The following is a 23,210-nucleotide window of genomic DNA, read 5'->3' as shown; positions in this document are numbered from 1 at the left end:
ATGAAATCTGTCATCATCAAAAATATCGAGATCGGCAAAGGCCTGCCTAAAATTGCCGTGCCGCTGGTGGCCGCCAATACGCAGGAATTGGAGCAGGCTTTGCGCGTATTGAAAGATACGGCTTTTGACATTATTGAATTTCGTGCGGATTTTTTCCAAGAAGCGCTTGATGCCGATTTTATTGCCGAGCAATTAGGCATTGTCCGACAGGCTTTTCCTGGCAAGCCTTTGCTGTTTACGTTTAGAAGGGCGCAAGAGGGGGGCAATACGCCTTGTTCTGACGACTATTATTTTGAATTATTGGAAAAAATCATCCGTTCCAAACAAGCCGATATTATCGACATCGAGCTTTTTGCCCAAGAAAGCGGCGTAAAACAAACCATTGCTTTGGCGCATGAGTATCAAACTGCCGCCTTACTTTGCAATCACGATTTCCAAGCCACGCCGTCTTTGGCAGAGATTACAGGCCGTCTGAAAACAATGGCCGAGTGGGGCGCGGATATCTGCAAAATTGCCGTTATGCCGCAATCGCCGCAAGATGTATTGACCTTATTACAGGCAACATATGATGTTTCACAAAGTATAAACTGCCCGATTATTACTATGTCTATGAATAAAATCGGTGCAATCAGTCGTCTGGCCGGCTCGGTTTTCGGCTCGGCCGTAACCTTTGGCGCAGCAGGAAAAACGTCGGCCCCCGGTCAAATTGATGCCAATGAATTGAGGAAAATCTTGGCCATTTTGGGATAGTTTAATTATTAATATTCAAGGCCGTTTGAAAAATATTTTTCAGACGGCCTGATTTTTTTAAATTTATTTCTTTTAATTTTAAATAAAATAGGTAACAATGGGTTTCCTATTTTAATAACCAGAGGAGAAATAAAATGACTACTACTAAAGAAAACCTAGCGAACCCAGGTCCAGTAGGCCTGTGTGGCTTTGCACTGACAACTTGGTTGCTCAGTCTGATTAACGGCGGCTTTTTTACTGCTCAAGAGGGTGTCGGCTTAGTTTTGGGCATGGCTCTCGCCTTTGGTGGTATTGCCCAAGTTATTGCCGGTATGTTTGAGTTCAAGAAAGGCAATACATTTGGCTTTACCGCTTTTATCAGCTATGGCGCATTCTGGTGGACATGGGCTTTGTTTACCATCTTTTTCAAAGGTGAAACAGCTCCGGCATTTATCGGCTGGTATCTTTGCGCATGGGGTATGTTTTCGCTGATGATGTTTGTGGCCACCTTGACCAAACCTAAAGTATTGAGCGGTATTTTCTTTTGCTTGACACTGACTTTCTTTGCACTGGGTATTGGTGATGGTATGGAAAATCATAGCATCGTCCATATCGGCGGTTGCTTAGGCTTGGTAACTGCACTTGGTGCGTTCTACTTGGCAGCGGCAGAGGTCATCAACGAATCTTTCGGCCGTACTGTTTTGCCGGTTGGTGAGCGTAAATAAGCTTAACCATACAAAATGCCGTCTGAACGGTGGAAATGAAATCAAAGATTTCGACCGCAATGTTCAGACGGCATTTTTTATTTGTCTTCAAATAAATCGACATCAAATAAATCCGGCTCTTTGATGCGCTCCCGACAATCGAGTTTGATGTCTTCAGTAACCCGGCAGCAGCACGGCAAAATTTCTCCGGGCGCGACAAAAGCGAGCGGAAAATTATCATAAGAGACTTTCCCATCCAAGATTTTAACCCGGCATGAACCGCAATAACCGCTGCGACATTGGTATTCAACTTCGTGTCCAGTGCGCTCCAAGCCCTCCAATAAGGTTTCGCCTTGTTGGAGTTGGAAGGTTTTGTCGTGTGTGCTAATGAGTGCCATGTGTGTTTTAGGGCATAGAGGCCGTCTGAACAATGTTTCAGACGGCCTTAAATATATAAATTCAAATAATCAAGCCTTTTTCCCACAAGGCCAAAACGACATGAAGCTGGCTGTTATATTTTTTTTCATTACCCACAATTTCGCGCCAGAAAACGGATTTTTTCTGATTTGCCCATTCGGGATCATTTTTTAAAAGACTGACCGCTGCAACGGCATATTCTCCGTTTTTGGAATGTTTGGTTTTGACTTTTTCCGGGTTGATTCCTTTAACCAACCTCGCACGACACAATCCCAAAAATGCATTCTTTGGGCATCCTTTTTTTCTAATTGACTCCTTGATGGGAAATGATGCCGCAATCTCTGTCCAAGCTTGTTCCATATCTTCATATTTAGAATATGATTCAGCTGCTTTTACCGCAATGTCGCCATAAATCTTCATTTTTGGTTATACCTTGAGGATTGAAAAGAGATTTTCAGACGGCCGGTTACGCCCAAAGGCCGTCTGAAACGCGGTTTACAGCTCGAAATCGCCCAAATCGTCCGCGCTGACTTCCGAATCAATCTGACCGATTAAGTAAGAAGAAATTTCCACTTCCTGCGGCGCAACCTGTACATTGTCAGAAGACAGCCATGCGTTGATCCAAGGAATCGGATTTTGGGTCGCACCTTCAAATCCGGCAGGAAGGCCAACCGCCTGCATACGCAGATTGGTAATGTATTCAACGTATTGAGCCAGAATTTCCTTGTTCAGGCCAATCATTGAGCCGTCTTTAAACAGATAAGCCGCCCATTCTTTTTCCTGCTCGGCTGCTTTTTTGAAGAGGTTGAAGCATTCGTCCTGCAATTCATTGGCGATTTCAGCCATTTCAGGATCATCGGCACCGGCACGCATCAGGTTGAGCATATGCTGGGTGCTGGTTAAATGCAGGGCTTCGTCACGGGCAATCAGCTTGATGATTTTAGCGTTGCCTTCCATCAATTCGCGCTCGGCAAAGGCGAAAGAGCAGGCGAATGAAACGTAGAAGCGGATGGCTTCCAATACATTGACGCACATCAGGCAGAGATAGAGCTTTTTCTTTAACTCACGCAAAGATACGGTAACAAGCTTGCCGCCGATATTGTGCGAACCTTCGCCCAACAGATTGTAATACTGGGTGTATTCAATTAAATCATCGTAATAGCAGGCAATATCTTCAGCGCGGGCGATGATGTATTTGTTTTGCACAATATCATCGAACACGACCGAAGGATCATTCACGATATTACGGATGATATGAGTGTAGCTGCGCGAGTGAATGGTTTCGCTGAAGCTCCACGTTTCAATCCAAGTTTCCAGCTCGGGAATCGACACCAAAGGCAAGAACGCAACATTTGGGCTGCGGCCTTGGATCGAATCGAGCAGAGTTTGGTATTTCAGATTGCTGATGAAAATATGTTTTTCGTGTTCGGGCAGATTGGCGTAGTCGATACGGTCGCGCGATACGTCGATTTCTTCCGGACGCCAGAAGAAAGACAATTGTTTTTCGATCAGTTTTTCAAATACTTCGTATTTCTGCTGGTCATAACGGGCGACATTTACCGGCTGACCAAAAAACATCGGCTCTTTCAGCGCGTCGTTTTTGGTTTTTGAAAAGGTGCTGTATGACATAGTTAAGTGTTCGCAGGACATAGCTGTTTCTCTTAGGGATAGAATTTACAAATTTAAAGAGTACGTATTTATATAAATCAACAACATATATTCACAAACATATTTCCTAATGAAGTTAATTCACACACCCCTTTTTTCAACTCTACTTTTTTTTCTTCTAAACAATCCTCAATATCTAAAATAGAAATATTCAAATCTAAAGCAATTTCATTTTTAGAATAATTTTTTTCTAATAAACTTTGAATTTTTAATTTTAAATCTGTAAGTGGATTACATATGCTTAAAGACTCAAGTAAACTAGTAGAATAAAAATCTTCATATTGCTTATCATCTTGAAAACATCTATCAAAATCAATACGTACCAAACCTAATTGGATTAAATTATCTATAGATATTGCCGTTTTTTCAATGTCTTGCTCTCCAAATGCAAGGCAAACAATTAAATTAAAAAAAATTAATGCATTGTCATTATTTTTTTTAATATAATATTTGCTAATTGCTAGACTTTTTAAGTCTTTCATTAATTGAAGAAGTTTTGCATCATGGGATGATAAAGACTTAACTTTTTCAACAAAGCTATTGTGGATCTTTCCATTATTTCTAGCATCGAAGGAGGAAGATACTAATTTTGCAAATATTTCTCTAAGCTCTTCTTCTTCAAGGTAATATTGAGATGCCTCGATTGCAGGTCCTAAAATACTATATTTAGGTTCTTGAATTTCTTCTTGAGGAATTTTTTCTAAATTTTTATTAAGTCTATCACTGAAATCAGCTAACTCTTTTTTCCTTTTTAATTGTTGTTTTTCCATCCATAAATCAATAGGTCCAAATACTTGTTTCCACACTAGATTTAATGTATGAGCTGGTGCCTCAGCTCCCTTTGTCAATAATGTTGTAGCACCTGCAGTTAAAATAGTTATAGCTGTTGTATCCATAATACTCATATTAAATTTTCTTACAAATCTTCAACAATCTTTAATATGCTCAAATCTTACAAGCCCCACCAGCGCAGCCATCATCTTGAATATCGGCCTGCGTATCGTCCGCGCCGTCGCGGGTGTTGTGGTAGTACAGGGTTTTGACGCCGTATTTATAGGCGGTCAGCAGGTCTTTCAGCATTTGTTTCATGGAAACTTTGCTGCCTTCAAATTTGTTCGGGTCGTAGGCGGTATTGGCGGAAATCGATTGATCGACGAATTTTTGCATTACACCAACGAGTTTCAGGTAGCCTTCGTTGCCGGGAAGCTGCCACAGGGTTTCGTAGGCATCTTTCAGGGTTTCAAATTCCGGTACGACTTGTTTCAAAATACCGTCTTTTGATGCTTTAACGCTGACTAGGCCGCGTGGAGGCTCGATGCCGTTGGTGGCGTTGGCAATTTGCGAGCTGGTTTCAGACGGCATGAGTGCGGTCAGGGTAGAGTTGCGCAGGCCGTATTTGACGATGTCGGCACGCAGGCTTTCCCAGTCGTAGTGCAAAGGCTCGCTGCACACGGTGTCCAAGTCTTTTTTGTAGGTGTCGATAGGCAGTTTGCCTTGCGAATAAACGGTTTGGTTGAACAGCGGGCATGCGCCGTATTCTTTGGCAAGGTTTACCGATGCTTTGAGCAGGTAATACTGCATGGCTTCAAAGGTACGGTGGGTCAGGCCGAGGGCGGAGTCGTCGCTGTAACGTACGCCGTTTTTCGCCAGATAGTAGGCGTAGTTGATGACGCCAATGCCGAGTGTGCGGCGGTTCATGGTCGCGGTGCGTGCTGCAGCAACCGGATAGTCTTGATAATCCAGCAGGGCATCAAGTGCGCGTACGGTCAAATCGGCAAGCTCCTTCAGTTCGTCCAAGTTGTTCAATGCGCCCAAGTTGAAGGCGGACAAGGTACATAGGGCGATTTCGCCGTTCGGATCGTTGATGTTGTCCAAAGGTTTGGTCGGCAGGGCGATTTCCATGCACAAGTTGGACTGATGAACAGGCGCAACGCGCGGATCAAACGGGCTGTGCGTGTTGCAGTGGTCAACGTTTTGGATATAGATACGACCGGTACCGGCGCGCTCCTGCATCAGGGTGGAGAACAATTCTGTTGCCGGCAAAGTACGTTTGCGGATGTTTGGATCTTGCTCGTATTGAGTGTAGAGACGCTCGAATTCGTCTTGGTCGGCGAAGAAGGCATCATACAAACCCGGAACTTCATTCGGCGAGAACAGGGTAATGTTGCCGCCTTTGATCAAGCGGGTGTACAGCAGGCGGTTGATTTGTACGCCGTAGTCCAGTTGGCGGATACGGTTGTCTTCTACGCCTCGGTTGTTTTTCAATACCAACAGGCTTTCGGCTTCGATGTGCCACAATGGGTAGAACAAGGTTGCCGCGCCACCGCGTACGCCGCCTTGCGAGCAGGACTTAACGGCCGCTTGGAACATTTTGAAGAATGGGATACAGCCGGTGTGTTGCGCTTCGCCGCCACGGATTTCGCTACCCAAGCCGCGGATACGGCCGGCATTGATGCCGATGCCTGCACGCTGGGAAACGTATTTCACAATCGCGCTGGTGGTGGCGTTGATGGAGTCGAGGCTGTCATCGCATTCAATCAATACGCAGCTTGAGAATTGACGGGTAGGCGTACGCACGCCGCTCATGATAGGCGTAGGCAGCGATACTTTGAATGTGGAAACGGCGTCGTAAAAACGTTTGACGTAATCCAAACGGGTCTCTTTCGGATATTTGCTGAAGAGACACATGGCCACCAAAATGTATAAGAACTGAGGCGTTTCATAAATTTGGCGGGTAACACGGTTTTGAACCAGATATTTGCCTTCCAGCTGTTTTACGGCAGCATAAGAGAAGGTCATATCGCGGCTGTGGTCGATATAGGCATTCAGCTCGTCGAATTCTTCGCGGCTGTAATCTGCGATGACGTGGCGGTCGTATTTGCCTGCTTCAGTCAGTTTTTTAACGTGATCGTAGAGGTGAGGCGGTTCGAATTCGCCATAAGCGATTTTGCGTAGATGGAAAATGGCGAGGCGGGCGGCCAGATATTGATAATCGGGCGTATCTTGTGAGATCAGGTCGGCCGCGGCCTTGATGATGGTCTCATGGATGTCGTCGGTACGGATACCGTTGTAAAACTGAATATGTGATTTGAGCTCGACTTGCGATACGGAGACGTTTTGTAGGCCTTCTGCCGCCCAAGTAACAACACGGTGGATTTTGTCTAAATTGATATCTTCCAAGCGTCCGTCGCGTTTGGTTACTTTAATATTCGTTGCTGCATTCATTGTTCAGTCTTCCCATTAAAAAACACAAGATACGGTATGTGATTGCTTTGAACGGCACAATATAATGTATTTTTCTTTGTTTAACTAGACTTGACAATGCGCTTTTTTCGGGGGCTGGTTAAGGAGGAAGATGGCTCAGACTAGGTTTCATGTGGCTTTGTGGCGATTTGGCATTATTTTGCGTTTGCATCACATTTGGCCAGGCATTGGCTAGAGGCTTATGAAATAAAGAAATTTATATTCAGATTTCGTCTAAATGGAAGGTGTGTTAAATTTTGCAAAGCAAGTAGTATGATGTAGTAATTAACCACATTTTTGTCATGTAAAAAATGGGTGTTTTGCCGGTGCCCTGGCGAAACATATAATGGAAAAACTATTTAGGAGGTGAATCATGTTAATGTTGAAAAATTTAGGTTCCGCACTAGCGGCGGTTGCCGTATTGAGCTTGGGTGCTTATTCTGCCGAAGCGGCGGCCAAACCGCACGTCCATCAAGCGAGCAAACACCAGTATGCGAAGAAAAACAAATTGCATCCTGCTTGTAAAAGATACCTTGAGCGCCGTGCAGCTTGGTATCGCTACAAAGGCAACAAGGCCGAGTTGAGGGAAAACCGAAAAGTGGCAAAAGCGTTCCGCGGTTTGCCTTATGCCGAGCAAAAAATCCAATGCCAAGCTGCTTATCAGGCATTTGATGATTTTGATCACGGCAAATTCCGCCGCCGTTAATCGTCTGATTTAAACAAAGGCCGTCTGAATGTTTCAGACGGCCTTTGATATTTATTTCTCAACAATGATTTTGTTTTCGGCTTGAGGCTCGTATTGGGTGGATTCATCACCGTAATACAATACGCCCAGCTTGATGGGGATGCGGCCTTGCGATTTGCGGTGGGCATTAGAATCGCGCAGGGAGTAGGCGCAACCGCAGTATTCTTGTTGGTAGAAATGCTCGCGCTTACTGATTTCAATCATGCGTGCGCTGCCGCCGCCTTTGCGCCAGTTGAAATCCCAATAAACCAAGTCATCGTACGGTTCGGCAGCGCGATGGCCGCAGCCGTTGATCTGTTTCATGTCTTTCCAGCGTGAAATGCCCAGTGAGCTGGTGAAAACATGGAAGCCGTTTTCATGGGCGTATTGCGCCGCTTTTTCAAAACGCATATCGAAACACATGGTGCAGCGGATACCGCGTTCGGGTTCGAATTCCATGCCTTTGGCTTTGGCAAACCATTCTTTGCGGTCGTTTTCGTAGTCGTCGTCTTTATCGACAAAGGGGATACCGAATTTGTCCGCAAAGCGCATATTTTCTTCTTTGCGCAACATATATTCTTTGTGCGGATGGATATTGGGGTTGTAAAAATAAATGGTGTAGTCGATGCCGCTGGCAAGCATGGCTTCCATCACTTCGCCGGAACATGGGGCGCAGCAAGAATGCAGCAGGACTTTTTTATGGCCGCCTGGCGGAACGAGAATAGGGCGGTCAATATCGGTAACGATAGGCGTGGTTTTTTCGGTCATGGTTGTGTTCTGTTTTTGATATTTTTTCAGACGGCCTTTATCTCTGAGGCCGTCTGAAGGGGTTGAAATCTATTTGTCTATTTTAACAGAGCAATACTTTATGGAACAGATTGTTTCTGTGTTTCTTTTTCATTTAACGGTTTGAAATCTTTAGCGTCCGGCGGCGGTTCGGCAAAGATGGCATCGGGATTGTGGTGCGCTGCAAATTCTGTCAGCAGGTTGCGGTAGTCCAACGATTGCTTCATCAGTTCGGCAGCGGCGGTACGCAGGTTGTCCACATCTTCCGGCGGCAGATAAAAACTAGTCGGAATGTTCAATACTTTTTCCCTCAGCTCGGAAGGAGGGAGGTCTTTGAGGTTGAGGCTGACGAAGGAGAAGCTGATGCCGTCGGTTTGTTTGTCTTTATTCCACTGATCGACGAAGGCACGGAAACGGCGCAGGGATTCTTGCGAGTTTTGGTCAATGGGGATATTGACGATGGAGGAGACGACGTCGCGGAAACCGGGAACGGCCGCGGTTTTGTCTAAATTGCTGCTGACTTGGTTTTGCGCATTGACGTTGATGACGACGATATGGCGGATGTTGTTTTGCAGGATTTTGTTTGTCAGGATTTTTTCCGGGTACATTTCCGTCATATCCAAAAGGCTGCGCATACCCAGATTGTCGGTCAGGCCGCCGTCTATCAGGTGGATGTAGGGTCGGTTTTTCCCGTCTGCGTATTTTTGGAAGCGCTCGTAAAATTCTTTTATGGTGCGGCTTTGTTGTCTGCCTGTTTCGCTGTCGTCTGCATCTTCGATTTTGATCGGCGGCGTGTAGCTGCAGCGTCCGCCGTTGTTGTTTAGGGTAATCGGTGCAAATACCATAGGCACGGAGCTTGAAGCTGCGACGGCGCGGGCAAGTCGCAAGTCGCCCAAGTCGATACACATCGGGTCGAAATATTCCTGCGTGAAATTGAAACGCTCGCCTATGCCCATATCGGTGGCGGAAATGATGGCAAACGGGCCCTTGGCATTTTTTTCCAAATCGCGGAAAGTGGTTTTGCCGAAAAGGTAGTTTTCAAACTGCTCCTGCAACAGATCGCCGCGTCCGTATTCAGGCGAGGCCAGTCGGGGCAGATTGGACATGGAGAATGCCTGTTTGACGACTTGGCGTTGGAAGTTTTGGTGTAGGAAACGTTTATAAAACAAGGGAATGGTTTCTTCGCCCTTGAGTGCAAAATAAGCCGCCAAAACCGAGCCGCCAGATACGCCGACAACGACATCGACGTTGGCCAGCAAGGATTTTCTTTTGCCGCCGATGGTTACCTGCTGCTGGTTGAGCTGTTCTAAAACGCCATAACCCAACGCCGCCGCACGTGTTCCTCCGCCTGAAAACATGACGACAATTAAGGTATCGTCATCGTCTTCCCGCTGGAGTTTGCTGGTTTCAAAGCGGTAGCCTTGCTTCAAATCGACTGCATCAATACCGGCAACGGGTTGGTATTTCACCAAGGAGCAGGCGGATAATAGGGCTGCAGAGAGCAGGGAAAGGGCGGATTTAAAAGGGAATTTCGGCATAAACACAGGAAAGTCAGTTATTCATTCAAAACGGATTATAAAGGTTTTCAGACGGCCTTTATAGAAGGTGGACTTTCAGACGGCCTTTTGTGTCGATTTTCCGTTATAATCGACACAATCTTTATCTTTCCAAACCCTTATGGCGCAACCAAACCGCATCAACCACGAACCTATCTTTCTGCTTGCTTCCGCCCCGTGGCGCGAGAGCAGCTTGTGGGTGGAGGCTTTCAGCTGCCGTTATGGGCGGGTGGCTTTATTGGCCAGAAGCGCGCGCAAACGGCAGAGCGAATTGCGCGGCGTGTTGGTGCCGTTTGTGCCGGTGAGCGCGTCTTGGTATGGCTCGCAAGAATTGAAGACCCTGCATCGCGCCGAATGGATAGGAGGTTGGCCTCAGCCGCAGGGCAGAGCTTTGTTCAGCGGATTGTATGTGAACGAGCTGATGCTGAAGTTGACCGTCCGTGAAGACCCATTGCCCGAGCTTTACGATGTTTTGGCGGAAACCATGAAAACCATTTGTTGCGAGGCCAACCACATTGCCGCTTTGCGCCGTTTTGAATGGACGCTACTGACACGCTTGGGCTTTGCCCCCGATTTGTTCCATGACGGCAACGGCAATGAAATCAACGGCGAAGAAACTTATTGGCTCACACCGGAAGAGGCTGTGGTGCCTTTGGCCGAGGCCGACCGTTTCCATCCGCTCAATAAAGGCGTTGCCGTATCGGGTGCGACGTTAATCGATTTGAGGGAAGGCAGTTTCGTTCATCAGGAAAGCCTCGGGCAGGCTTTGAAAGTGACGCGGCTTTTGATTGACAACCTTCTGCCCGAGGGCATTAAGTCTCGGCAGGTTTTGCAGCAGTTACAGCAGTTTGGCTTGGGCAGTTGAATTTTTTTCAGACGGCCTTTGATATGAGAAGGTTCAGGCCGTCTGAAACCTTAAAGAAAGGACATTATTATGTTGTTAGGCGTAAACATCGACCATATTGCCACCGTCCGCAATGCGCGCGGTACGATTTATCCCAGCCCTGTCGAAGCAGCGCTGATTGCGGAAACCCACGGTGCAGATTTGATTACCATGCACTTGCGTGAAGACCGCCGCCATATTAAAGATGCGGACGTGTTCGCCGTTAAAAACGCCATCCGCACGCGCCTGAATTTGGAAATGGCGCTGACGGAAGAAATGCTGGAAAACGCGCTCAACGTCATGCCGGAAGATGTGTGCATCGTGCCTGAAAAACGTCAAGAAGTAACCACCGAAGGCGGTTTGGACGTATTGGCGCAACAGGATAAAGTAGCCGAGTTCACCAAAATCTTGACCGACGCAGGCATCCGCGTGTCCTTGTTTATCGATGCCGACAACGCGCAAATCCAAGCCGCTTATGATGTCGGCGCGCCCGTTATCGAGTTGCACACCGGTGCATATGCCGATGCGCACAGCCATGCCGAACAAATGAAACAATTCGAGCGCATTCAAAACGGCGCGCATTACGCCAGCGATTTGGGTTTGGTCGTTAACGCCGGACACGGCCTGACCATTCACAACGTTACGCCGATTGCTCAAATTCTGGCCATCCGTGAGTTGAACATTGGCCATTCGCTGATTTCCCAAGCACTCTTCCTCGGCTTGCCAGAAGCTGTCCGCCAAATGAAGGAAATCATGTTCAGAGCCAGAATGCTGCCTTAACGGCATCAGTCATACCGACTAAGGCAATTGGCTTTGGCCGGTATCCACACTTTCAGACGGCCTGACTATTTAAACAAGGAGCAGACCCATGATTTACGGAATTGGTACAGACATTGTTTCCCTCAAACGCATTATCCGCCTGAACAAAAAATTCGGACTGGCATTTGCGCAACGCATTCTCAGCCCAGAAGAGCTGTTGGAGTTTCCGCAGGCAGGCAAACCGGTCAACTATCTTGCCAAACGCTTTGCCGCCAAAGAGGCTTTTGCCAAAGCCGTCGGGACGGGCATACGCGGCGTGGTGTCTTTCCGCAATATCGGTGTCGGGCATGATGCACTGGGCAAACCTGAATTGTTTTTTGCACCGGCTTTGACTAAATGGCTGGAGGAACAGGGTATCCGAAGCTGCCATCTCAGTATGAGCGATGAAGAAGATACCGTCATGGCTTTTGTCATTGCGGAAAAATAAGGCCGGATTTAAGTATTCTGAAATAAAGCATCTTTTTCAGACGGCCTGAAGGGTTTGGTATTTATTGAAGGTCGGGCGTATAAGCCCGACATCGTTTTTTTACGCATAAATCGGCAGGTGTCGCCGCCTGCCGCATATAAGAATAAGCTCATGATGACTGAAGACACACGTCCATTGGTGCAAGTGGTTGCCGGAATTTTGCTCGACCAAAACGGCCGCTACCTGCTCAGTTCCCGCCCCGAAGGAAAACCGTATGCCGGCTATTGGGAATTTGCCGGAGGCAAGGTTGAGGCAGGCGAAAGCGATTTTCAAGCCTTGCAACGCGAGTTTGAAGAAGAACTCGGTATCCGTATCCTTGCCGCTACGCCGTGGCTGACCAAAGTCCATTCCTACGAACACGCACATGTACGCCTGCATTTTTTATGGGTGGAAGCCGACCAATGGGCGGGAGAAATCCAATCGAGGGAAGGGCAGAAATGGGCATGGCAAAAGGCAGGGGATTTTACTGTTACGCCGATGTTGCCTGCCAATAGCGCATTATTACGTTCCCTATCCATTCCGCGCCAGCTTCAAGGCCGTCTGAAAAGCGGCTTGAGCGGTCAAAACAGCATGGGCGAATATCATGTTGTGCCGTATCAGTCGGCTCAGCATCAAACCGCATCTGCCGTATTGTTGAATTTTGCCGATTGGCAACAAGGCAAACCGATAGAAGCGCCCAGCGTGTGGCCAATCATTGAAAATGCCGAACAATGGCAGCAGGTGCAAAATGCCGATGCTGTCGTTTGGAAAGTAGCGAATGAAGAGGTAGCCAAGCAAGTTGTCGATATTTTGGCGCAAGGCGTGGCTATGCCGTTGATTGCGGCTGCTCCGGAAAGTATGGTTTCCATTTATCGTGAACAGTGGCAGAGCATGGGTGTGCATGCTGTTTTGATCGATAATGACATTGAGGCCGTCTGAAATGAGAAAAAATCAAAAACTACTGATTGCCGCTGTTTTACTGATTGTGTTTGCAGCGGCCAAACTGCTGCTTTTGGATTGGTGGCAGCGGCAACAGACAAAAGCGAATGTAGTCGAATGTAGTCTGACACAAGGCTGCGTCCTGCCTGACGGTTCAAAAGTGCGTGCGACTTCCATCAATACACACGAGCCGTTTGATATTGTGGTGGAGAATGTGCCGAAGAATACGGGCGCGGTCAGTATCAGTTTCAGTATGAAAAACATGGACATGGGTTTCAACCGCTACAACCTGACGCAACAATCGCCGCAAAGTTGGCAGGCTGCGCAAATCCGCTTGCCGTTTTGCGTCGAAGGCCGCCATGATTACACTGCCGACATTACCATTGGCAAACAGACTTTTCAGACGGCATTTAGTGCAGAGTAGTCATCATGCAAAGGCCGTCTGAAAATTTAAAGGCAAAAATTTTAATTTTTTCAGATGGCATCTTTAAAAGTTCTTTATAAATGAATCAATTATAAATTATTTTTAGACAGATTGTTTACAATTATTCTGACTATCAGCCAAAAACACAAAACGGACAGAAGCTAGGCCACACAAGGGTTTGATGTGGTACAGCCTGTCCGTTTTTTACATTTGTTGCAAAAAAATCGTTTATTAATAACTGAATTTTTTATAATTTTTTTGAAAAAAGTGTTTGACAAGACCGGTTTTATTTTTTAAATTTGTTTCCATAAATAAAAACTACATCGCACTACAAAGGAACATCATCATGAATCTGTATCAAACCACTCTCTCTTGTTATAGATTTTCTCCCGTCTCTGCCGCTCCCGTCGCCGCCAGCTTATTGGCAGTCCCGACGGTCTGAAGGCTCTCAACCCGAATCCAGTTTCCGTATTCCTACAAACGCTTCGGGTTTTAAAATATCTGTATCCCCAACAGCATTCATATACTAATTAATAAAAATTAAAAAACGTATACCTTCGCTTCAGCCTTATTGTATTTATTAGTTTTGATAACTATTTGTATTTATTGATTTTAAATTTTCAGATAGTTGATGATTGAAATTTTACAGGCCGTCTGAAAACAGTTTTTAGAACGATTGTTTCTTTTTAAACGGTTCATTTCAAGTTGTAAAAAACTGGACCGTCCGATTAATACTGAAAAAAGTCTATAAAGGAGAAATATGATGAGCCAACACTCTGCCGGAGCGCGTTTCCGTCAAGCCGTGAAAGAATCGAATCCTCTTGCCGTAGTCGGTTGCGTCAATGCTTACTTTGCACGATTGGCCACCCAAAGCGGTTTCAAGGCGATTTATCTGTCTGGCGGCGGCGTGGCAGCCTGCTCTTGCGGTATCCCTGATTTGGGTATTACCACAATGGAAGACGTGCTGATTGACGCACGACGCATTACGGACAACGTGGATACGCCTCTGCTGGTGGACATCGATGTGGGTTGGGGCGGTGCATTCAATATTGCCCGTACCATTCGCAACTTTGAACGCGCTGGTGTTGCAGCGGTTCACATCGAAGATCAGGTAGCGCAAAAACGCTGCGGCCACCGTCCGAACAAAGCCATCGTTTCTAAAGATGAAATGGTCGACCGTATCAAAGCTGCCGTAGATGCCCGCGTTGATGAGAACTTTGTGATTATGGCGCGTACCGATGCGCTGGCGGTAGAAGGTTTGGATGCCGCTATCGAACGCGCTCAGGCTTGTGTCGAAGCCGGTGCGGACATGATTTTCCCTGAAGCCATGACCGATTTGAAAATGTACCGCCAATTTGCAGATGCAGTGAAAGTACCTGTATTGGCCAACATTACCGAGTTTGGTTCCACTCCGCTTTATACCCAAAGCGAGCTGGCTGAAAACGGCGTGTCACTGGTGCTGTATCCACTGTCGTCATTCCGCGCAGCAAGCAAAGCCGCTCTGAATGTTTATGAAGCGATTATGCGCGATGGAACTCAGGCCGCAGTGGTTGACAGTATGCAAACCCGTGCCGAGCTGTACGAGCATCTGAACTATCATGCCTTCGAGCAAAAACTGGATAAATTGTTTCAAAAATAAGTAACCGCTTTCAGACGGCCTTTCAACAAATCCGCATCGGCCGTCTGAAAAATAAAACCCACAAAAATACAAAGGAGAAATACCATGACTGAAACTACTCAAACCCCGACTTTCAAACCTAAAAAATCCGTTGCGCTTTCTGGCGTTGCGGCCGGTAATACCGAATTGTGTACCGTTGGCCGTACCGGCAACGATTTGAGCTATCGCGGTTACGACATCTTGGATTTGGCACAAAAATGCGAGTTTGAAGAAGTTGCCCACCTGCTGATTCACGGTCATCTGCCCAACAAATTCGAGCTGGCCGCTTATAAAACCAAGCTCAAATCCATGCGCGGCCTGCCTATCCGTGTGATTAAAGTTTTGGAAAGCCTGCCTGCACATACCCATCCGATGGATGTGATGCGTACCGGCGTATCCATGCTGGGCTGCGTTCATCCTGAACGTGAAAGCCATCCGGAAAGTGAAGCGCGCGACATCGCCGACAAACTGATTGCCAGCCTCGGCAGCCTCCTGCTGTACTGGTATCAATATTCGCACAACGGCAAACGCATTGAAGTTGAAAGCGACGAAGAGACCATCGGCGGTCATTTCCTGCACCTGTTGCACGGCAAACGCCCAAGCGAATCACACATCAAAGCCATGCACGTTTCACTGATTCTGTATGCCGAACACGAGTTCAACGCTTCTACCTTCACTGCCCGCGTGATTGCCGGTACAGGCTCTGATATGTACTCCAGCATTACCGGTGCAATCGGCGCGTTGAAAGGTCCGAAACACGGCGGTGCGAACGAGGTGGCTTACGATATTCAAAAACGCTACCGCAATGCCGACGAAGCCGAAGCAGACATCCGCGAACGCATCGGCCGCAAAGAAATCGTGATCGGTTTCGGTCATCCGGTGTACACCATTTCCGACCCTCGCAACGTTGTCATTAAAGAAGTGGCACGCGGTTTGAGCAAAGAAACCGGCGATATGCGCCTCTTTGACATTGCCGAACGCTTGGAGAGCGTGATGTGGGAAGAGAAAAAAATGTTCCCGAATCTGGACTGGTTCTCCGCCGTTTCCTACCAAAAATTGGGCGTACCGACCGCTATGTTCACACCGCTGTTCGTAATTTCCCGTACAACCGGTTGGAGCGCACACGTTCTCGAGCAACGCAAAGACGGCAAAATCATCCGTCCGAGCGCAAACTACACAGGCCCTGAAGATTTGGCATTCGTGGAGATTGAAAACCGCTAATACGCGTAACAGCAGGGTGGGCCGCCAGCCCACCCCATCTCGAAATGCCGTTTGAAAACAATGAATAAATTAAGTTTTCGTTTTTCGACGGCCTAGTGCAGTATGCGAGAGAGAGAGCCGGCCGTTTGGAAAACATGCTGCTCTGCTGTCGTCATTCCCATACAGGCAGAAATTCAAAAGTTGAAATGTTCTGCTGTAAAGAGTGCTGAAAGATTTAAGTTTGGATTTCCGTCTATACGGGAATGATGGTAGCGGAGCAGCAATTTTTTTTCATACCGCGAATAGATTTCAGACAACAAGCAATAAAACAGAATTTATGGTTTCAGACGGCCTTAAGGTCCGAATCAACAGGCCGTCTGAAACCCCAAAACCAAAAAAAGAATAGATTTAGGAGAACCGACATGACTGCCAACCAACGCTACCGCAAAGCTTTGCCCGGTACGGATTTGGAATATTACGACGCGCGTCAGGCGTGTGAAGACATCAAACCAGGCTCTTACGACAAGCTGCCTTATACAAGCCGTATCTTGGCTGAGAACTTGGTCAACCGCGCAGACAAAGTCGACCTGCCTACACTGCAAAGCTGGCTGGGCCAACTGATTGAGGGAAAGCAGGAAATCGACTTCCCTTGGTATCCGGCGCGCGTGGTGTGTCACGATATTCTGGGTCAGACAGCGTTGGTGGATTTGGCGGGCCTGCGTGATGCAATTGCCGAAAAAGGCGGCGATCCTTCCAAAGTGAATCCGGTGGTGCAAACCCAGCTCATCGTCGACCACTCTTTGGCCGTTGAATGCGGCGGTTACGATCCTGATGCCTTCCGCAAAAACCGCGAAATCGAAGACAGACGTAACGAAGACCGTTTCCACTTCATCAACTGGACAAAAACCGCATTTGAAAATGTGGACGTGATTCCTGCGGGCAACGGCATTATGCACCAAATCAATTTGGAAAAAATGTCGCCGGTTGTCCAAGTCAAAAACGGCGTAGCATTCCCTGACACCTGCGTCGGTACTGACTCACATACGCCGCACGTCGATTCATTGGGCGTGATTTCCGTAGGTGTGGGTGGTTTGGAAGCCGAAACCGTAATGTTGGGCCGTGCCTCCATGATGCGTCTGCCTGATATTGTCGGCGTTGAGCTGACCGGCAAACGCCAGCCGGGCATTACTGCCACCGACATCGTGTTGGCACTGACCGAATTCTTGCGTAAAGAGCGCGTGGTTGGTGCATTTGTCGAATTCTTTGGCGAGGGCGCAAGAAGCCTCTCCATCGGCGACCGTGCCACTATTTCCAACATGACCCCTGAGTTCGGCGCGACTGCTGCGATGTTCGCTATTGATGAGCAGACCATTGATTATTTGAAACTGACCGGCCGCGACGACGCGCAAGTGAAATTGGTGGAAAACTACGCCAAAACCGCAGGCTTGTGGGCAGATGCCTTGAAAACCGCCGTTTATCCTCGTGTTTTGAAATTTGATTTGAGCAGCGTAACACGCAACATGGCAGGCCCAAGTAACCCACATGCCCGTTTTGCAACCGCCGATTTGGCCAGCAAAGGCTTGGCTAAACCTTATGAAGAGCCTTCAGACGGCCAAATGCCTGACGGTGCAGTGATTATTGCCGCGATTACTTCGTGTACCAATACTTCCAATCCGCGCAACGTTGTTGCCGCCGCGCTGTTGGCACGCAATGCCAACCGTCTTGGCTTGCAACGCAAACCTTGGGTGAAATCTTCGTTTGCCCCGGGTTCAAAAGTAGCCGAAATCTATTTGAAAGAAGCAGGCCTGCTGCCTGAAATGGAAAAACTCGGCTTCGGTATCGTTGCCTTCGCATGTACCACCTGTAACGGCATGAGCGGCGCGCTGGATCCGAAAATCCAGAAAGAAATCATCGACCGCGATTTGTACGCCACCGCCGTACTTTCGGGCAACCGCAACTTCGACGGCCGTATCCATCCGTATGCGAAACAGGCTTTCCTCGCTTCGCCTCCGTTGGTCGTTGCCTACGCGCTGGCAGGCAGCATCCGTTTCGATATTGAAAATGACGTACTCGGCGTTGCAGACGGCAAAGAAATCCGCCTGAAAGACATCTGGCCTACCGATGAAGAAATCGATGCCATCGTTGCCGAATATGTGAAACCGCAACAATTCCGCGACGTTTATATCCCAATGTTCGACACCGGCACAGCGCAAAAAGCACCAAGCCCGCTGTACGACTGGCGTCCTATGTCCACCTATATCCGCCGCCCACCTTACTGGGAAGGCGCATTGGCTGGGGAACGTACATTGAGCGGTATGCGTCCGCTGGCGATTTTGCCCGACAACATTACCACCGACCACCTCTCGCCATCCAATGCGATTTTGGCCAGCAGTGCCGCAGGCGAATATTTGGCGAAAATGGGTTTGCCTGAAGAAGACTTCAACTCTTACGCCACCCACCGCGGCGATCACTTGACCGCCCAACGCGCAACCTTCGCCAATCCGAAACTGTTTAACGAAATGGTGAGAAACGAAGACGGCAGCGTACGCCAAGGTTCGCTGGCACGCGTTGAACCAGAAGGTCAAACCATGCGCATGTGGGAAGCCATCGAAACCTATATGAACCGCAAACAGCCACTCATCATCATTGCCGGTGCGGACTACGGTCAAGGCTCAAGCCGCGACTGGGCTGCAAAAGGCGTGCGCCTCGCCGGTGTGGAAGCGATTGTTGCCGAAGGCTTCGAGCGTATCCACCGCACCAACTTGATCGGTATGGGCGTGTTGCCGCTGCAGTTCAAACCGGGTACCAACCGCCACACCCTGCAACTGGACGGCACGGAAACCTACGACGTTGTCGGCGAACGCACACCGCGCTGCGACCTGACCCTCGTCATCCACCGTAAAAACGGCGAAACCGTCAAAGTTCCGGTTACCTGCCGCCTCGATACCGCAGAAGAAGTGTTGGTATATGAAGCCGGTGGTGTGTTGCAACGTTTCGCACAAGACTTTTTAGAAGGAAATGCAGCGTAAGGTAAATCGGGCATGATCAAAATGTCCGGGCTACGCTCAAAAAGGTTTTCAGACGGCCTCGAATGTTTGAGAGGCCGTCTGAAAAAACCATACTAGAAATACAAAGGAGAACTCGAAATGCCGCAAATTAAAATTCCAGCCGTTTACTACCGCGGCGGTACATCTAAAGGCATTTTCTTCAAACGCACCGATCTGCCGGCAGCTGCGCAGGAAGCAGGCGAGGCACGCGACAAAATCCTCTTGCGCGTACTCGGCAGCCCCGACCCTTACGGCAAACAGATTGACGGTTTAGGCAATGCCAGTTCGTCCACCAGCAAAGCCGTAATTTTGGACAAATCCGAACGCGCCGATCACGATGTTGATTACTTGTTCGGACAAGTTTCCATCGACAAACCTTTTGTCGATTGGAGCGGCAACTGCGGCAATCTGACTGCCGCCGTGGGCGCATTTGCCATCGAGCAAGGCTTGGTCGATAAAGACAAAATCCCTTCAGACGGCCTGTGTACCGTCAAAATTTGGCAGAAAAACATCGGCAAAACCATTATTGCCCATGTACCGATGCAAAACGGCGCAGTTTTGGAAACAGGCGATTTTGAGCTTGACGGCGTAACGTTCCCGGCAGCCGAAGTACAAATCGAATTTCTTGATCCGGCCGACGGCGAAGGCAGTATGTTCCCAACCGGCAATTTGGTCGATGAAATTGATGTGCCGAATATAGGCCGTCTGAAAGCCACGCTTATCAATGCCGGTATTCCAACCATTTTCCTGAATGCCGCAGATTTGGGCTACACAGGCAAAGAGTTGCAAGACGACATCAACAACGATGCCGCAGCTCTGGAAAAATTTGAAACCATCCGTGCGTATGGCGCGCTGAAAATGGGCTTGATCAGCGACATATCCGAAGCCGCCACCCGCGCCCATACTCCGAAAGTCGCTTTTGTCGCCCCTGCGGCCGATTACACTGCTTCAAGCGGCAAAACCGTCAAAGCTGCCGACATTGATTTATTGGTACGCGCGTTGAGCATGGGCAAATTGCACCACGCCATGATGGGTACCGCTTCAGTTGCCATCGCTACCGCCGCCGCCGTGCCCGGTACGCTGGTCAACCTTGCAGCCGGAGGCGGAGCGCGTAAAGAAGTCCGTTTCGGCCATCCGTCAGGCACACTGCGTGTCGGTGCAGCCGCCGAATGTCAGGACGGACAATGGACGGCCACCAAAGCGGTCATGAGCCGTAGTGCACGCGTGATTATGGAAGGACAAGTCCGGGTGCCGGAAGATTGCTTTTAAGTTTTCAGACGGCCACGCTATTAAACAAGGCCGTCTGAAAACCAAATAAGCAGATTTTAGTCAGGTAGCGATACCTGCAATGAAGATTAGGGTTGGGCATAAAGCCTGACTAAACACCAAACCAAAGGCAATCTGGAAAGCTCTCAAATGTTTTTGCTCTTTTCAGACGGCCTGAAGCCAAAAAAACAATCAAAAATTCAAAGGAGAAACACCATGTCCAACCAACTCATTCTTGTTCTGAACTGCGGCAGCTCTTCACTCAAAGGTGCCGTTATCGACCGTAAAAACGGCAAAGTTCTCTTAAGCTGTCTCGGCGAACGTTTGGGTACGCCCGAAGCAGTCATTACGTTCAGCAAAGACGGCAAAAAATGCCAAACAGCTTTGACCGGCCGTAATGATCATGCCGGTGCCGTAGGTATGCTGTTGAAAGAGCTTGAAAAACACGGCCTGCACGACCGCATTAAAGCCATCGGCCACCGCATCGCCCACGGCGGCGAAAAATACAGCGAATCTGTTTTGATCGACCAAGCAGTAATGGACGAACTCAATGCCTGCATTCCGCTCGCTCCGTTGCACAATCCTGCCAATATCAACGGCATTTTGGCTGCGCAAGAGCATTTCCCGGGCCTGCCCAATGTCGGCGTGATGGATACTTCGTTCCACCAAACCATGCCGGAGCGTGCCTACACTTATGCCGTTCCGCGCGAATTGCGTAAAAAATACGCTTTCCGCCGCTACGGTTTCCACGGTACCAGCATGCGTTACGTTGCCCCTGAAGCCGCACGTATCTTGGGCAAACCGTTGGAAGACATCCGTATGATTATTGCCCACTTAGGCAACGGCGCATCCATTACCGCCATTAAAAACGGGAAATCCGTTGACACCAGTATGGGCTTCACGCCGATTGAAGGCTTGGTGATGGGTACCCGTTGCGGCGACATCGATCCGGGCGTATACAGCTATCTGACTTCACATGCCGGATTGGATGTTGCTCAAGTTGATGAAATGCTGAACAAAAAATCAGGCTTGCTCGGTATTTCCGAACTCTCCAATGACTGCCGTTCTTTGGAAATCGCTGCGGATGAAGGCCATGAAGGCGCACGTTTGGCTCTGGAAGTAATGACTTACCGCCTTGCCAAATATATTGCTTCTATGGCTGTGGCTTGTGGCGGCGTTGACGCACTCGTGTTCACCGGCGGTATCGGCGAAAACTCGCGTAATATCCGTGCCAAAACCGTTTCCTATCTTGATTTCTTGGGTCTGCACATCGACACCAAAGCCAATATGGACAAACGCTACGGCAACTCAGGTATCATCAGCCCGACAGGTTCTATGCCGGCTGTCTTGGTTGTTCCAACCAATGAAGAGCTGATGATTGCCCACGATACTGCTCAGTTGGCCGGCTTTTTGGAAGAAGTAGGCTAGGGCGAAGATTTTCCTAGATCATAAACAATAAAAAGTGCGGATTCATCATCCGCACTTTTTTAATTACATCTCAATCAAGCCACTTGGGTTTGATGTTCGTCACCGTTGCGCTCACGAACTGCGCCCAAACGGTAAACGGTTTCGCCTTGTTCGCTCAAGAATGCTTGTACTGCATCGGCATCTTCTTTTGCAATGATAACGACCATGCCGATACCGCAGTTGAATGTACGGTACATTTCTTGGGTTTCCACATTGCCTGCTTTTTGCAGCCATTGGAACAGTTTAGGCAATTCCCACGCTTTGGCATCGATTTGTGCGACGGTATTTTCAGGCAAAACGCGAGGTACGTTTTCGGTAATGCCGCCGCCGGTAATATGGGCCATGCCTTTAATGGTAAATTTTTCCAAAGCGGCAAGGATAGGTTTCACATACAGGCGGGTAGGGGCGATGATGGCTTCGCGCAAGGTTTTGCCGTTGTCGAATTCCGCGTCCAAATCGGGATTGTCGCGCTCGATGATTTTGCGTACCAAAGAGTAGCCGTTGGAGTGTGCTCCATTGGAAGCCAAGCCCAAAACAACGTCTCCGGCCTGAATGCTGCGGCCGTTAATCACGCGTTCTTTTTCAACAACGCCGACGGCAAAACCGGCCAAGTCGTATTCGCCTTCGGGATACATGCCCGGCATTTCGGCAGTTTCACCGCCAATCAAAGCGCAACCGGATTCTTCGCAGCCTTGGGCAATGCCTTTAATCACATCAGTCGCGCGGGCAACATCCAGCTTACCGCAAGCGAAATAGTCCAAGAAGAACAAAGGTTCCGCACCTTGAACCAAAATGTCGTTGACGCTCATGGCAACCAAATCGATGCCGACAGTATCGTGTTTATCCCAGTCGAATGCCAGTTTCAGCTTGGTGCCGACGCCATCCGTACCGGAAACCAATACCGGATTTTTGTATTTTTTGCCGATTTCAACCAAAGCGCCGAAACCGCCCAAATCACCCAACACTTCAGGGCGCATAGTACGCTTGGCAAAAGGTTTGATGTTTTCGACCAGTTGATCGCCTGCGTCGATATCCACGCCTGCGTCACGATAGCTCAAAGAAGTGCTCATTGGATTTCCTTATTCGGGTATGGGTAGATTGTCGGAGCGTATTTTATCTTAAATTGGAGGATTCAGGCTGAATTTTTTGGCATTATTGTCAACAATTTTTATTTTATCTTAATAGCCGTCACGCTTTCAGACGGCCTTTGTGAATCTGTTATACTGCTTATTTATT

General features: G+C 48.4%; 21 protein-coding genes. 13 read left to right on the top strand and 8 right to left on the bottom strand.

Annotation, left to right across the window (positions count from 1 at the left end; genetic code table 11):
- Both aroD and DBY95_RS02725 read left to right on the top strand, forming a co-directional pair.
- Positions 1 to 750, top strand: coding sequence for a type I 3-dehydroquinate dehydratase (gene aroD, locus DBY95_RS02730; RefSeq protein WP_107723302.1), 750 nt, complete (start codon positions 1 to 3; stop codon positions 748 to 750).
- A 134-nt stretch (positions 751 to 884) separates the two neighbouring features.
- The gene (locus tag DBY95_RS02725) at positions 885 to 1,454 is read left to right on the top strand and encodes an acetate uptake transporter (protein WP_063067856.1); all 570 of its coding nucleotides are present in this window, start codon (positions 885 to 887) and stop codon (positions 1,452 to 1,454) included.
- Between the two features lie 77 nt (positions 1,455 to 1,531).
- Here the strand turns inward: DBY95_RS02725 and yfaE are convergent, their stop codons facing one another.
- The 5 genes from yfaE to nrdA form a co-directional block, all read right to left on the bottom strand.
- Positions 1,532 to 1,831 carry a class I ribonucleotide reductase maintenance protein YfaE gene (yfaE, locus tag DBY95_RS02720; RefSeq protein ID WP_003686421.1) on the bottom strand — a complete coding sequence of 100 codons (300 nt, stop codon included), beginning with the start codon at positions 1,829 to 1,831 and terminating at the stop codon, positions 1,532 to 1,534.
- A 61-nt stretch (positions 1,832 to 1,892) separates the two neighbouring features.
- On the bottom strand, positions 1,893 to 2,270 hold the full coding sequence (locus DBY95_RS02715; RefSeq protein ID WP_107723301.1) for a DUF6979 family protein: 378 nt from the start codon (positions 2,268 to 2,270) through the stop codon (positions 1,893 to 1,895).
- A gap of 75 nt (positions 2,271 to 2,345) precedes the next feature.
- Positions 2,346 to 3,479, bottom strand: a complete 1,134-nt coding sequence (gene nrdB / locus DBY95_RS02710; protein WP_049331034.1) for a class Ia ribonucleoside-diphosphate reductase subunit beta — start codon at positions 3,477 to 3,479, stop codon at positions 2,346 to 2,348.
- A gap of 77 nt (positions 3,480 to 3,556) precedes the next feature.
- On the bottom strand, positions 3,557 to 4,423 hold the full coding sequence (locus DBY95_RS02705; protein WP_107723300.1) for a DUF4393 domain-containing protein: 867 nt from the start codon (positions 4,421 to 4,423) through the stop codon (positions 3,557 to 3,559).
- Between the two features lie 40 nt (positions 4,424 to 4,463).
- Positions 4,464 to 6,743: a class 1a ribonucleoside-diphosphate reductase subunit alpha gene (nrdA, locus tag DBY95_RS02700; protein ID WP_107723299.1), complete on the bottom strand. Its 2,280-nt coding sequence runs from the start codon at positions 6,741 to 6,743 to the stop codon at positions 4,464 to 4,466.
- Between the two features lie 391 nt (positions 6,744 to 7,134).
- Here nrdA and DBY95_RS02695 point away from each other — a divergent pair, with 391 nt between their 5' ends.
- The gene (locus DBY95_RS02695) at positions 7,135 to 7,467 is read left to right on the top strand and encodes a stress response protein (RefSeq protein WP_107723298.1); all 333 of its coding nucleotides are present in this window, start codon (positions 7,135 to 7,137) and stop codon (positions 7,465 to 7,467) included.
- 51 nt (positions 7,468 to 7,518) lie between these two features.
- Here DBY95_RS02695 and DBY95_RS02690 read toward each other — a convergent pair whose 3' ends face one another.
- Positions 7,519 to 8,253, bottom strand: coding sequence for an epoxyqueuosine reductase QueH (locus DBY95_RS02690; RefSeq protein ID WP_101756277.1), 735 nt, complete (start codon positions 8,251 to 8,253; stop codon positions 7,519 to 7,521).
- 98 nt (positions 8,254 to 8,351) lie between these two features.
- Positions 8,352 to 9,809 (bottom strand): patatin-like phospholipase family protein, encoded by a 1,458-nt coding sequence (locus tag DBY95_RS02685; RefSeq protein ID WP_107723297.1) that lies wholly within the window; start codon positions 9,807 to 9,809, stop codon positions 8,352 to 8,354.
- Between the two features lie 139 nt (positions 9,810 to 9,948).
- Here DBY95_RS02685 and recO point away from each other — a divergent pair, with 139 nt between their 5' ends.
- The 10 genes from recO to DBY95_RS02635 all read left to right on the top strand — a co-directional run bounded on the left by recO (position 9,949) and on the right by DBY95_RS02635 (position 21,935).
- Entirely contained in the window at positions 9,949 to 10,692 is a 744-nt protein-coding gene (recO, locus tag DBY95_RS02680) for a DNA repair protein RecO (RefSeq protein WP_070588490.1), read from the top strand.
- A 69-nt stretch (positions 10,693 to 10,761) separates the two neighbouring features.
- Positions 10,762 to 11,490, top strand: coding sequence for a pyridoxine 5'-phosphate synthase (gene pdxJ / locus DBY95_RS02675; protein WP_107723296.1), 729 nt, complete (start codon positions 10,762 to 10,764; stop codon positions 11,488 to 11,490).
- An 88-nt stretch (positions 11,491 to 11,578) separates the two neighbouring features.
- On the top strand, positions 11,579 to 11,956 hold the full coding sequence (gene acpS / locus DBY95_RS02670) for a holo-ACP synthase (protein ID WP_003686416.1): 378 nt from the start codon (positions 11,579 to 11,581) through the stop codon (positions 11,954 to 11,956).
- Positions 11,957 to 12,109: 153 nt separating this feature from the next.
- Entirely contained in the window at positions 12,110 to 12,913 is an 804-nt protein-coding gene (locus DBY95_RS02665; protein ID WP_234394592.1) for an NUDIX domain-containing protein, read from the top strand.
- Position 12,914: 1 nt separating this feature from the next.
- Positions 12,915 to 13,337: a hypothetical protein gene (locus DBY95_RS02660; RefSeq protein WP_107723294.1), complete on the top strand. Its 423-nt coding sequence runs from the start codon at positions 12,915 to 12,917 to the stop codon at positions 13,335 to 13,337.
- Between the two features lie 763 nt (positions 13,338 to 14,100).
- A complete protein-coding gene (prpB, locus tag DBY95_RS02655) occupies positions 14,101 to 14,976 on the top strand; it encodes a methylisocitrate lyase (protein WP_039862334.1) in 876 nt (291 codons plus the stop codon).
- A gap of 84 nt (positions 14,977 to 15,060) precedes the next feature.
- Positions 15,061 to 16,215: a bifunctional 2-methylcitrate synthase/citrate synthase gene (gene prpC / locus DBY95_RS02650; RefSeq protein ID WP_063075771.1), complete on the top strand. Its 1,155-nt coding sequence runs from the start codon at positions 15,061 to 15,063 to the stop codon at positions 16,213 to 16,215.
- 401 nt (positions 16,216 to 16,616) lie between these two features.
- Positions 16,617 to 19,223 (top strand): Fe/S-dependent 2-methylisocitrate dehydratase AcnD, encoded by a 2,607-nt coding sequence (gene acnD, locus DBY95_RS02645; protein ID WP_107723293.1) that lies wholly within the window; start codon positions 16,617 to 16,619, stop codon positions 19,221 to 19,223.
- Between the two features lie 117 nt (positions 19,224 to 19,340).
- The gene (gene prpF, locus DBY95_RS02640; protein WP_107723292.1) at positions 19,341 to 20,510 is read left to right on the top strand and encodes a 2-methylaconitate cis-trans isomerase PrpF; all 1,170 of its coding nucleotides are present in this window, start codon (positions 19,341 to 19,343) and stop codon (positions 20,508 to 20,510) included.
- 213 nt (positions 20,511 to 20,723) lie between these two features.
- The gene (locus DBY95_RS02635; RefSeq protein WP_070461921.1) at positions 20,724 to 21,935 is read left to right on the top strand and encodes an acetate kinase; all 1,212 of its coding nucleotides are present in this window, start codon (positions 20,724 to 20,726) and stop codon (positions 21,933 to 21,935) included.
- A gap of 74 nt (positions 21,936 to 22,009) precedes the next feature.
- Here DBY95_RS02635 and purM read toward each other — a convergent pair whose 3' ends face one another.
- Positions 22,010 to 23,044, bottom strand: coding sequence for a phosphoribosylformylglycinamidine cyclo-ligase (gene purM, locus DBY95_RS02630; protein WP_003686290.1), 1,035 nt, complete (start codon positions 23,042 to 23,044; stop codon positions 22,010 to 22,012).
- Positions 23,045 to 23,210 lie beyond the last annotated feature (166 nt).

The organism is Neisseria subflava, from assembly GCF_003044935.1.
GTDB classification, from domain to species: domain Bacteria; phylum Pseudomonadota; class Gammaproteobacteria; order Burkholderiales; family Neisseriaceae; genus Neisseria; species Neisseria subflava_E.
Note: the sequence above shows the minus strand (reverse complement) of the source record. Positions and strands in the feature narration are given on the sequence as shown.